Here is a 13,918-nt window from a genome sequence, read left to right as displayed (position 1 = left end):
TTGAGAATCATCGTGTAAGGGTCGACCCAAATTAGGGAAGGTGCGAATAAGTTCCGTATTTGCTTTGCGTTAGCTTAAAGCCAATCGGAGTAAATCGTGGGTCGTACCTACCTTAGATAAGGATTATCCAAGTGCAAGGATTAGTATCAAATGAGTGAAGACAACAAGCTTAGCCTAGCAAAAAAAGCGCTATTAGAGCGATTGAGCGCTAATAATAACAGCGAAGAGCACATCGACATTGCCATTGTTGGTATGGCTGGGCGTTGTCCAGGGGCTGATGACGTAGCAACCATGTGGGACAATATCGTCGAAGGCCGTGAAACCATCACTACTTTCACTGATAATGAATTGCTCGATGCCGGTGTTCCGGCTGCTATATTCAATGATCCGAACTATGTAAAAAAGCGCGGAATCATCGAAAACATCGACATGTTCGATGCCGGTGTATTTGGTTTTAACCCGCGTGAAGCTGAGTTAATGGATCCACAACACCGTGTCATGTTGGAAGTAGCCTTCACTGCCTTGGAAAATGCCGGTTACGATTCTCAACGCTTCGACGGACCTATCGGCGTCTTCGCTGGCACCATGCAAAGTCACTATCAAATGCATTTACATGCCGACAAAGAATTGTGGGCGACGCTCGATCCATTTGACATATCATTGGCGAATATTCAGGATTCAATGTGTACCCGCATTTCCTATAAGCTCGACCTTAATGGTCCAAGTTTTTCTGTTGGGACTTATTGCTCAACCTCGGGTGTTGCCATTCATTTGGCTTGTCAAAGTTTGCGCTCAGGCGAGTCGGATATGGCGTTGGCCGGCGCGATTTCATTGCATGTACCGACCAAACACGGTCATCTGTTCGAACCGAACAATCAAAGCTCGCCAGACGGACATACTCGCACCTTTGATGAACGTGCTCAAGGTACTGTTTTTTCCGATGGTGCCGGTATGTTGGTGCTTAAACGTCTGGATGACGCTATCGAAGATGGCGATACCATCCATGCGGTAATTAAGGGTTCCGCTATTAACAATGACGGTTCACTTAAAGCCGGTTATACCGCACCCAGTGTCGAGCGTCAGGCGGAAGTGATCACATTGGCATTGGAAGATGCCGGTCTTGAACCTGAAGATATTCACTATATTGAAGCCCACGGTACGGCGACTGAGCTTGGCGATCCGATTGAGGTGACGGCACTGACTCGTGCGTATCGTGAATATACTGACAAAAAGCAGTTCGTTACTTTGGGTTCTATCAAGACTAACTTCGGCCATACTGATCGTGCAGCCGGTGTTATTGGTGTCATGAAGGCTGCTCACGTAGTACGTACTGGTATCGCACCACCGACATTACATTTCGATAAGCCCAACCCAAAAATGGATTTGGAAAACAGTCCATTCACGGTGCGTAATACGGCGTATCAATTTCCTGAAATGGATGTTCCTCGTCGTGCTGGTATCACGGCTTTGGGGGTCGGTGGTACCAATGCTCATATTATTCTTGAACAACCGCCAGAGCCGGAACATATGGACGAAGGGCGTCGGTGGCAGTTTTTGAGCTTATCCGCCAAGAACCATACTTCTTTGGATAAGATGCGTGAGAATCTCGCCATTGCACTTGAATCCGACCCACAAGTCGCTCTTGCCGATGCTGCTTACACGCTATACTGCGGCCGTCGTGAATATGGTGAGCGCTTGGCTGTCGTTGGTGACAGTCGCGAAGCGTTGATCAAAGCTTTGCGAGAACGTCCTCAAGAGCGTTTTATTCAATCAGCGCTACCAGCCACCAAACAACCGATTGCCTTTATGTTCACCGGTGTTGGCGAACAATATGTAAACATGGCAAATGACCTCTATGTTCAGGACGACGACTTCCGAGAAGACATGGACCACTGCTTCGATGTTCTCGAAGGAATACTCGGTCACGACTTAAGAGATATTCTGTTTGTCGACGATATGCCTGTGTTCGACCGCGCTAAAGCGATGCTATTGGGGCGTATGCCCGATGATGAGTTTAGCGCAGAACTCAATCGTACTATTAACGCCCAACCTTGCACTTTCGTGGTGCAGTATTGTCTTGCCAATCACCTGCTGCGTTGCGGCGTATCTCCTGAAGCCGTGGTGGGGTATAGTTTGGGTGAATATGCTGCTGCGGCTATGGCGGGCATCTTTTCTATTCAAGATGCCCTTAAGTTGGTTGCTGAGCGTGCCAAGCTCATAGAGAGTTTGCCTGAAGGCTCTATGATAGCTGTGCCTATGGAGGTATCGGCCCTAGAAGCCTTGTTGACATCTCTCGACGAACAGGTTGATATCGGTATCATTAACGGACCTAAGCTGACTATTGCTGCAGGAGCCGACAGCGCTATCGATGCTTTAGAAGGGCTGCTGTCAAACAAGAACATCATGTGCCGTCGACTTTCGACGAGTCATGCTTTCCATTCCTCAATGATGTCGCCAGCCAAGGACAAGTTGCGTACATTATTGAGCGAGATAGACCTCAATCCACCGACAATGCGCTTCCTGTCAAACGTCACTGGAACTTGGGTCACGTCAGAGCAAGCCATGGACCCACAGTATTGGATTGATCACATGTGCCAAACTGCTCGTTTCGGTGAATGTATCGATACGTTGTTTGAAGATGGCGATTGGACGCTGGTTGAGGTTGGCCCCGGCCAAAGTTTAAGCTCGTTGATTAAACAGCGTGCTACGGTCCATGGTGATGACAGCGGTATATTCACCGTACAGACAATGAGAACCTTGTACGTCGATGATGATGACGAAGCCGTCTTCACTGCGGCTTTGGCCAAGCTTTGGGTGCTCGGTAGCGGTCCTAACTATCTAAGATATTATGACGGTGAAAGTCGTCGTCGTATTCCTCTTCCGACTTATGCATTCGATCGTCAAAGCTATTGGATAGAAACGGCCGAGCAAGACGTTAGTTTGTCGCAACAGTTGATGATGTCGCAAGAGCCTAAGGCCGAACTGGCTGACTCTTTCTACTTCCCTCAGTGGGAGAGTGATGGCGCCGCGGTCGATGATTTGTCGAATTTAAACATCAATACACCGCAGAACTGGTTAGTTTTCGCAGATGCCGATGGTTTGTGTCAAACCTTAGCTGAAACGGTTAAACCGCATGGTATTAACTGCGTTTTGGCCTTCCACGGCAAGCATTACAACGCTAATAAGGACGGTAGCTTCGACATCCGTCCTGGCAGCAAAAAAGACCTTGATGCGATGTTCAAGGCACTGAAAAAAAGCACTAAGCTTCCCAGCCGTATTGTGTATGGGTGGACTGCCGCTCGCTATGATGAGCAAATGGATATCCAATTACAAGTCAACCTAGGCTTTTATACTCTGTTCCAGTTGGCTAAGTCTATCGGAGATTATCTTATCGATACTGACCTCGAGTTGTGTATTCTTTCTGCGGATATGCAAGCGGTGATCGGTAATGAACCTATTATCCCAAGCAAAGCGCTCGTTAAAGGCCCGACTAAAGTTATCCGTCAAGAGTTTGCCAATGTTGCTTGTCGTAGTATCGATGCCTTTACTTTGGGCATGGGGGCCGTTGATATCGCTTTATTGGCCAAACAACTGGCCTGCGAATTATTATTAGGGGCTCAAGATCAGTTTGTCGCTTTGCGTAATAACACTCGTTACCTGCCGTTGATTGAGAAAGTCAGGATGGAAGCGCCGCTGGAAGGTAATAGTCGCCTTAAAGAAAATGGCGTGTACATGATCACCGGAGGAATGGGCGGGATTGGCTTGGCGATTGCCGAACATCTATATCGAACTCAAAAGGCTAGATTGGTATTGATTGGTCGCTCTGCATTGCCTGAGCAAAGCGAGTGGAATGCTATTTGCGAAGCTAATGAAAGTGATCGAATTACCGAACGAGTGAAGAAAATTAATGCCTTGGTTAAAGCTGGTGCTGAAGTCATGGTCATTGTGGCAGATGTTGCCGATGAACAGGCAATGGCTACAGTCGCCGAGGATGCCATCGAACGATTTGGTGAGCTTAATGGTATTATTCATGCTGCAGGTGTCCCAGGTCAGGGTTTAACACAGCTTAAAACCGTCGAAGCAGCCGAACAGACTCTGCGTTCTAAAGTTCAAGGGACTTTGGCCATCGCTAAGGCTGTCGAACATGTCGAACTGGATTTTTTCATACTGGTGTCGTCAATCGCAGCATTTAGTGGGGGGGGGGCAGGTCAAATAGACTATTGTGCCGGTAACGCTTTTCTTGATGCCTATGCGCTGGCGCATCAATACGATCACGGCACCACGATTGCCATTAACTTTGGTGAATGGCAGTGGGATGCGTGGAGCGATGGTTTGCAAGGTTTTCACCCAGAATTGCGCGAGGCGATGATTAAACATCGTCAAAACTTCGGCATTACTTTCGAAGAAGGGATGGAGGCAATCCGACGTATTCTTGCTATTGATGTGCCTCAGGTTATTGTCTTGCCGGAAGACGCGATAGCGATGATCCGCGGGTCCAATGTGTGCTCCGTTGCTAAGCTAGCTGAAGTGGTTCAGTCTAATCATTCTCGTAAAAAAACTGCTTATCCGCGTCCGGCTTTGGCAACCAGTTTTGTTGCTGCGAGTAACGACTTGGAAAAGACAATAGCTGAGATTTGGCAGAACCTGTTGGGTATCGATGAAATTGGTACCAAAGACAATTTCTTCGATTTAGGTGGTAACTCGTTAGTGGGTTTACAAATTGTTGCTGATTTGCGTCGTGAATTAGATATCGACGTGCCGCAAGTCATCCTTTACGAAGCTCCAACCGTTGAAGCGATGGTTAAACTGTTGGCGCCTGATGTGCATAGTGAAGGCCCGGATGAAAGAGAAATATTCGATGCCCGCCGTGCAAAAGTGCAAAATGGCACTGGAGCCAGAGACATTGCTATCGTCGGTATGTCGGGTCGTTTTCCTGGTGCTCGTTCACCAACGGAGTTATGGGAAAACCTGCGAGATGGTGTTGAGGCTATCTCTTTTTACAGTGAAAGTGAGTTGATCGAAGCGGGCGTTAGTCCGGCAGAATTCCGCAAATCGAACTATGTTCGCGCTGGTTTCGATATCGAAAATATCGATCACTTTGATGCTAGGTTATTCGGTTATTCACCGCGCGAAGCCGAGTTTATTGACCCGCAACATCGGCAGCTACTTGAATGCGCTTGGGCCGCTTTGGAGGACGCGGGTTGCGACCCAGAAAGCTTCAAAGGCCTTATCGGTATCTTTGCCGGTTCTAATGCCAGTAATTATTTGCTTAATCTGATGTCTCGTCAGGATCTGATGGATTCGCCGGTTGCTGGCCTCCAAGTTGGTGTTGGTAATACCGTAGATGCTTTGGCGACCCGAATAGCATATAAACTCAATCTGAAAGGTCCGGCGCTGTCAGTGCAAAACTTTTGCTCGACTTCAGGTGTCGCGATGCACATGGCCTGCAAGAGTCTACTCAGTGGCGAGTGTGATGTGGCTATGGCCGGAGGTGTCAATATCGCAGTTTCCGGGAAAGAAGGTTACTTATATGAAGAAGGTGGCATCAATTCACCAGACGGGCACGTGCGTACCTTTGATGCCGACTCTAAAGGCGCTGTTATTGGTGATGGAGTTGGTGTTGTAGTCTTTAAACGTCTTGCCGATGCGTTAGAAGACGGCGACAACATTTATGCGGTGGTCAAAGGCTCTGCGATCAGTAATGACGGTTCGCTCAAAGTCGGTTATACCGCCCCTGGGGTCGACGGTCAAACTAATGCTGTCAGTGCCGCATTGCGGGTAGCTGGGATTAATCCTGAGTCGATTCAATATGTTGAAGCACATGGTACGGCAACTGAGCTGGGGGACCCTATTGAGGTCACTGCATTGACTAAAGCGTACCGTCAAAGTACCGATAGTAAAAATTTCTGCGCTATTGGTTCGATTAAACCCAATACAGGTCACCTTGATCGTGCAGCCGGGGTTGCGGGGATGATCAAAACCGTAATGTCGCTAAAACACGAAGAAATTCCACCGTTGCTGCACTTTAAAGCACCAAATCCGAATATTGATTTCGAAAATAGCCCGTTCTATGTGGCGGCGCAAAAACAACCTTGGCCAGGGGGGGATATACCACGCCGAGCTGGTGTCAATGTAGTTGGCCTGGGCGGCACCAATGCTCATTTTATCTTAGAGGAGGCGCCGGTCATTGAGCCCTCTGACCGTTCGCGTCGTTATCAGGTATTGATGTTATCGGCCAACACCCAATGGTCGTTGGATGCTGCTAAACAGCGGCTGGCCGATCATTTGAGTGATAATCCGACACAAAACTTGGCAGACATCGCCTATACCCTGCAAACAGGTCGCCAACGTTTGGAGTTTCGACAGGCGGTGGTATGTAGCGACCATCAGAATGCTATCGACGGCTTATTGGATGAAAAATTGTCTGCCTTTTTAAGCGGGCACTTGGCTGGAGGCAACAAGTCTTTGGTATTCATGTTCCCCGGCGTCGGCGACCACTACAACAATATGGCGGTTGATCTGTATCATAATGAATCGACTTTCCGCAGTGAGTTTGATCACTGTTGTGAAGTGCTTGAGCCATTGTTGGGTGTTGATTTACGCGAAATATTGTTCACTGAAACTGAAAGTAAGCAGGAACAAGAAAAGCCAGCCTTTGATATTAAAGCCATGTTGTCAGGAGATGGACAGGGTACGTCTAGCTGCAGCGTATTGCAACAAACCTGGTTGGCTCAACCGCTGGTATTTGCAGTCGAGTATTGTTTGGCCCATCAACTGATGAGTTGGGGTTATGTGCCTCAAGCAGTTATTGGATACAGCCTCGGTGAATTTGTTGCTGCGACGGTTGCTGGTTGCGTCGAGCTTAATGATGCACTGGCGTTGGTAGCAAAACGTGCTCGTCTTATCAACGATTTGCCGAGCGGTTCAATGCTGGCTGTGCCAATGTCAGAAAGCGAGGTCGAGTCGCTTTTGGTCGAAAATGTCGACATTGCACTTTGTAACAGCCCGAAAACCACCGTGGTGGCCGGTACGGATGACGGTATAGACGAACTGCAAAAACTGCTGAACAGTAAAGAAATTGCCAATCGTCGTTTGAACACTACTCACGCCTTCCATTCATCAATGATGAATGGGGCTGTTGATGGGTTACGTGAACTGCTTGAAGATGTCGAATTCAGATCTCCCAATATCGCATACATTTCTAGTTTGACAGGCGACTGGGTGACCGAAGACCAAATCACTTCACCGAAGTATTGGCTTGATCACATGTGTCAACCGGTGCGCTTTGCTGATGGTATTGGCAAATTACTTGAAGACAAGGGGCGGGTGCTGGTGGAAGTTGGTCCGGGTCAAAGTCTGGGATCTTTCGTTAAACAGCATCCATCCTTTGGTGCCGATAATGCCCATTCGGTAGTGCCTGCTATGCGTGCCGCATTTCAAGAAGAAGCAGATGACGCTTATCTACAAAGTATGGTCGCTAAACTATGGTTGGCCGGTATCGAGCCTATTTATCATGCCCTCTACCAAGGTGAACGTCGCCTTAAAGTGTCGTTGCCGACTTATGCCTTTGAACCTACTCGTTACTGGGTTGAACCGGGTGAGATGATCCCAGTCAACATGAAAAAGGCCGACAACGGTAAAGTCGAAGATATTACCCATTGGTGGTATAAACCGGTCTGGCGCGAGTCGACACTAAAACAGCGCAATGCCTCGGCCGCGGCAGAGAGATTGTTGGTATTTTGCGATGACTTAGGTTATGCCAAAGCGGCAATCAATAGGATTCAATCGACACAAACCGATTCTATTTTGGTGATCAAAGGTGATGGTTATAGTCGTTTGGATGACAACAGCTTCCAGATTAGGGCGACTCACCCGGAAGACTACGACCGCCTGATTAGACAATTACAGCGTGAAGCACGTTTACCTTCTAAAATTGGTCACTTCTTTACCGTTACCGATGGGCAGGAACCGCAAGCACAAATGTTGGAGCTGGGGTATTTTAGCTTAATGTGGCTGGTTCAAGCCTTTGGTAAGCGCAACTTGTTGGATCCGCTGGACATCATCGTGGTATCAAGCGGTATTCATGAAGTGGTTAAAGGCGAGATAATTGATCCGTACAAGAGCATGATACTGGGGCCGTGTAAGGGTATCTCGCAAGAAGCCCCTCACATTTTGCTGCGTAATATCGATATCTGTGTTGACAACAGTACTGACGCCATTGATGAAGATCTGGTGCAGGCGTTACGCAAAGAGTTGCTTGCACAGCCGAAAGATCCCATCGTGGCTTATCGTGGCGGCGTACGTTTGCTGCAAGACTTTGAGCCGTTTTTGGTTGAATCCATTCCAGAGCACGATGCAGTACTCAAACAACATGGCGTATACCTGATTACCGGTGGTCTGGGGGGGGTAGGCTTAGTGTTGGCGAGACACCTTGCCAAGAAAGTACAAGCCAAATTAGTGTTGTGTGGTCGTTCAGCCCTGCCTGAGCGGGAACAATGGTCGCAATGGCTTGAAGCCCACGAATACAATGATTCTGCTAGCGTTAAAATTCGTAAAATACAGGAGCTGGAAAGCTTTGGTGCTGAGGTTATTGTACTCTCGGTGGATGCTGGCGATGAACAACAGCTTAAAGCGGTGATCGATAAAACTTATGAGACGTTCGGTACTTTAAATGGTGTGGTACACGCGGCCGGTATTTCTGAAAGCTGGGCTTTTCGTAGCTTAAAAGATGTCGCCCGTGACGACTCTGACTACCAATTCAGGCCGAAAGTTCATGGTGTAATTGCGTTACAAAAGGCGCTGGCTGACAAACAGCTAGATTTTGTCGTGTTGACCTCATCGGTTTCAGCGGTACTAGGTGGTATGACATTGATCCCTTATGCCGCCGCCAATATTTTCATGGATAATTTTACCCGTATTCATAACCGTACTGCCGTTACACGATGGTTGAGTGTTAACTGGGATACTTGGCGTTTGTCTGAGAGTCAGCATGAAACGGTAGGAAAAACCGTGCTGGAATTTGAAATGAGTCAGCAAGAGGGCGCCGAAGCGTTCGAGCGATTGGCTTACTACATGCCAAGCGACCACATCGTAGAGTCTACCGGTAATATTCAGGCTCGTTTGGATCAGTGGGTGCGTGAGCCGTTTAATCGTGTCAATAGTGCCGAGCCGGTGGTTAAAACTCAGCTTTATGCTCGCCCGGCATTGAGCACAACCTTTATCGCCAGTTCTAATGAAGTAGAAGAGCGAGTATCCAAGGTTTGGCACAATGTGTTGGGTATTGAAGAAATAGGTATCCATGACAACTACTTTGACTTAGGTGGGACTTCGTTAACCGCCATTCAATTGGTGGCCGAGTTGCAGCGCGAATTTTCAGTGCCGGTATCTCCGGTCGTCATTTTTGAAGCACCGACCGTTCACGAGTTAGCTAAAATTTTTGACGATGGAGCTCACAAAGATAAGGCGGCGAATCTTAAATCGGCCATCGATAAGCGTAAGTCCGACCGTCAGCGCGGAGGAAATGAATCTACCGACATTGCCATCATAGGTGTTGCAGGGCGTTTCCCCGGCGCCAATTCGATCGATGATTTCTGGCAAAACATGGTCGATGGTAAAGAGTCTCTGACTACTTTTAGCGATGAACAACTACTGGCCGCAGGTGTAAGTCGGGATGAGTTCGAGAGTCCGGAGTATGTGCGTTGTCGCCCGATTATTGATAATGCTGATATGTTTGATGCTCGCTTCTTCGGTTATTCGCCGATGGAAGCTCAGGTGACCGACCCGCAACATAGAGTATTACTTGAAGTCGCGTGGGAGGCGATGGAAGTAGCTGGTTATGATCCGTTGGCTTATGACGGTAGCATAGGTGTTTTCTGTGGTTCGAATACCAATAGTTACGCAGAAAGCTTGCGTCGCGACTCCAACACCGCGCACTTGTTGGCTCAAACCGAAGCTGAATTGGCTAACCAATCTGATTCTTTAACTACCACCGTGTCGTTTAAATTAAACCTGCGTGGCCCGAGTTACAACATTCAAACTTTCTGTTCGACGTCTTTGGTTAGCGTGCATGTTGCCTGTCAGAATATTATTTCAGGTGAATGCGATATGGCATTGGCTGGCGGCATTTCTCTGCGAGTGCCGCAACAACGTGGCTATTTACCTGTTTCGTGCGGCACTCAATCTATAGACGGATCTAGCCGCACCTTCGACGCCAACTCAAGTGGAACGGTGTTTGGTGAGGGTGCGGGTTTGATTCTGCTAAAACGATTGGAAGACGCCCAAAACGACGGTGACATTATTCATGCGGTTATTAAGGGCAGTGCTAGTAACAATGATGGAGCACTGAAAGCAAGCTTTTCGGCTCCGAGCGTTGATGGCCAAGCTGAGGCCATCGCGATGGCCTTGGCCAATGCGAATATTGATGCCCGTACGATTGATTATGTTGAAGCTAGTGGTACAGCAACTGAGCTTGGTGACCCAATTGAAGTCGCCTCATTAAGCCGAGCATTTAAGAGCTATACCGAGGATAACCAATACTGTGTAATAGGCTCGGTTAAGCCGAATATTGGTCATCCTGACCGAGCGGCGGGCATTTTGGGTTTAATAAAGACCATCGAAGCCTTAAAGCACGAAATGTTGCCAGGCACCTTGTTCTTCGAATCACCCAACCCAAAAATTGACTTCGCGAATAGCCCATTTATGGTTAAAACCGAATTAACGCCATGGCCTAAGAAGCGCACGGCACGTCGTGCCGGTATCAATTCGGTTGGTAGCGGCGGGACCAACGCTCATGTGATTCTTGAAGAAGCACCGCTCACTAGAGAATCGAAATCTGGCCGCGACAATGAGTTGGTAGTACTGTCTGCTCTTAGCAAGAAGGCATTGCTTACAGCTTGTAAAAACTTGCGTTTACATCTTAGTGATAATCCTGAACTTAGTTTGAGCGATGTTGCTTATACACTCGCAGTTGGTAGACGTCATTTTCCAGTTCGTTGCGCGTTGGTCAGTCGTGACGTACCTTCATTGCTCGCCCAGCTGGAAAGTTTAAAACTCAAATCCAAGCAAAAGAATCTGATACAAGACCCCGGCAACGGTAGTGTTTTTGTTTTTGGCAAACATAACAACAATTTTGAAAATATAGGCTTCCAGTTGTATCGCACTGAAACGATGTTTCGCAGTGAAGTGGATCGTTGTTTAGATGTTTTCGAGCAGGAATTGGATTTGGATCTGTGTCATATGATGCAAACTGCCGAACTCAATGATACGCCAAGCGAGGTGCTTCACGTGTTGAAGTTAGCTTCTGACTTTGCGATGGCACGTCTGTTGATGAGCTGGGGGGGCGTGCCTCGAGCAATGCACGGTGAAGGGGCTGGCGTTATCGTGATGGCTGTACTGGCTGGCGTCATCGACCTTAACAATGCGGGGAAATTGGTTAAGTTTTATGTAAAAAGTGATAAAGAGCAGCTTTATCAAACACTGCAGACGATGAATTTAGACAAGACATCGTTCAGCATCAGCGATGCGAATAATGGTACTTGGGCCGAAGCTGAACAGCTTAAGGACGGTCAATTTTGGTATACGCAAATCGTTAATGAAAATAGCGATCTTAGCCTATGCAATGGATTGTTCGAACAACGAAGTTACACGACTTTGATGTTCGGTGGGGACGATCAAGATATTGAGGGGGCTTTGAACGTTTGGCCTGAGGCGAATAACGGCAGCGATGATGAAGCCCATCTGTTGTCGTTGCTTAGCCAATTATATGTTGGTGGTTTAGATCTCGACTGGAAGTCGTTTTATGCAGAGCAAAGACGTAATAGAGTGCGTCTGCCGACGTATCCTTTTGAACGCAGACGTTATTGGGTAGATATTGATTACAATTCCGACCGACATGGTCAAAGTAGCCATACTGCTGCCAGCTTCACTGACTTTGATTATTGCGTTTCAACCCCAGTTTGGCAGCAGAGCAACCTAGTCAAAACCCAAATAACTGAACAACTACGTTGGATTGTTTTAGGAAAACTAGAATTGAGTCTTTGTCAGCGTGTTCTCGAGCAGTTATCTGTTAAAGGTATTGAGCCTATCTGTGTGGTTGAGGGTGAACAAACCGAAGCGACGGACGATAACCATTGGATTGTTAATCCAAATCAACCTCATGCGCTTGAGGCGTTGATCAAAGAAGCCGAACTCGGACTACAAAGTGTCAGAGTTTTGAATCTTTGGCCATTGGCTGTAACTCTGGATGATGAGCAGACAGCTAAAAAACGTTTGCTTAGAGTGCGTGAGGCGCTGGATGCCTCTCAGGCGTTGGAAAGCGTTTTTGTTGATAGTTGCAATACGTTGCAGTTGCTACGTGTCACTCAAGGGGCGCAAAGCGTAACTGGTGAAGAGGAGTTATATGCTGAGCAAGCATTGTTGAGCATTGAACTTGCGTTAAACGACAGTGAGAAGCAGAAGCAATGGCGGACTTTGGATGTCATGTTACCAGCTCCACAAAGTGCTCGTGAGTTGACGCTGGCTGAGCAGCTTGTCAGTGAGATGGGCGCTTCGTCAGAGCAATCATGTCTAGCATTGCGCGGTAAACATCGTTGGGTTAAATCCGTTGATACCATAAATCTGGAACTAGGCTCACAAGATTATCTGAACGACGTCAAGGGGCGCACGTTCGCCTTAGTAGACGGCGTCAACGATTTGGGATTGACGATTGCTTATCAGCTGGCGTGCGCTGGAGCTGCCAATATTATAGTCGCGACCAATGAGACGCTACCAGATAGAAGTCAGTGGGATGCGTTATTGCAGGCAGATTTGGAAACCGATGTGTTGGCGCAAAAGATTTGGCAGCTTAAGGTTATCGAAGATAACGGTTGTTCGGTGCAGCTGATCGTCGAAGATTCGAAGACGGAGCTTGGTGCGGCAGCCATTTATCAGCACGCAAAAGCCTCCGACAGTCCTCTCCACAGCGTATTGTTGATGACTCAAGGTCATATTCAAAGTTGTTTGGAGTCGATTACCGCGCTGTCTAAAGTAACGCAAGACAGCGGCGCTGATGAACGCTTCATGATAGTGCTGGATGAAGACAATGTTGAACCTTCAGAACATCGATTGCTATTGCAAAGTTATCAGAACGCGTTGGCCGGTACTGCTGCATGTGCGGCAAAGGTCAGTTCAATTATTTGTCATATTGGTAAGGGCAATCTGCAGTGGGAAGAAGCTTCGGCGGCGGTGCTTCGAATAATGAGCGCGCATCTTAATGTTGCTTATTATACTGCCAATTCCTCCTGTGTTGAAACCGAAACAGAATCTTATGCTGCAGCTCTTTCTTCTCGGTACCAACGGCCCGAACTCGAGAATGAATATCGAGCGCCGGAAACTCAATTACAAAAGCAGTTGGCGGGGATTTGGACGGATCTACTGTGTATTGATGCTATAGGTATCGACGATAACTTCTTTGAACTTGGTGGTCACTCATTATTGGCCACTCGGTTGTTCGCCAGAATTAATCGCGATTTTGGCCTTAGTCTACAGCTGCGTAATATCTTCGAATCATCAACCATCGCCGAACAGGCCGATTTAATAGAAGTACTGCTGCAATCTAACCCAGTTCAAACAGAGGGTGTCGGAATGATGGAAGGTGAAATTTAATCAGATTTTGCGAGATAGCATCGAAAAGCCGGTTGCAAGCCTCGCAATCGATGTGACCATAGTCGCCCGAAAACGGGCAATGATGGCAAGACGTCACATCTTTGGTTTATTGATGAGTATAACATTGACGGATTTGTCGCTTGATGAAGCATCTTCGTAGCACATGAAATATGTCTTAATGGTGATGGGCTGGATGAAGAAATACTTGTCGTGAGCGTTAATGCGAGCAGTCCAATCGCCAGAAACTATACCGATTTCTCATAGAGCGAGATCTTAA

General features: G+C 47.7%; 1 protein-coding gene. It reads left to right on the top strand.

Annotation, left to right across the window (positions count from 1 at the left end; genetic code table 11):
* Positions 1–150 precede the first annotated feature (150 nt).
* Positions 151–13,641 (top strand): type I polyketide synthase, encoded by a 13,491-nt coding sequence (locus A10D4_RS11090; protein WP_008489591.1) that lies wholly within the window; start codon positions 151–153, stop codon positions 13,639–13,641.
* Positions 13,642–13,918: the final 277 nt, after the last annotated feature.

The organism is Idiomarina xiamenensis 10-D-4, assembly GCF_000299895.1.
Taxonomy (GTDB): domain Bacteria; phylum Pseudomonadota; class Gammaproteobacteria; order Enterobacterales; family Alteromonadaceae; genus Idiomarina; species Idiomarina xiamenensis.
The sequence above is the reverse complement of the archived record's forward strand: the minus strand, read 5'-3'. Positions and strand labels throughout refer to the sequence as shown.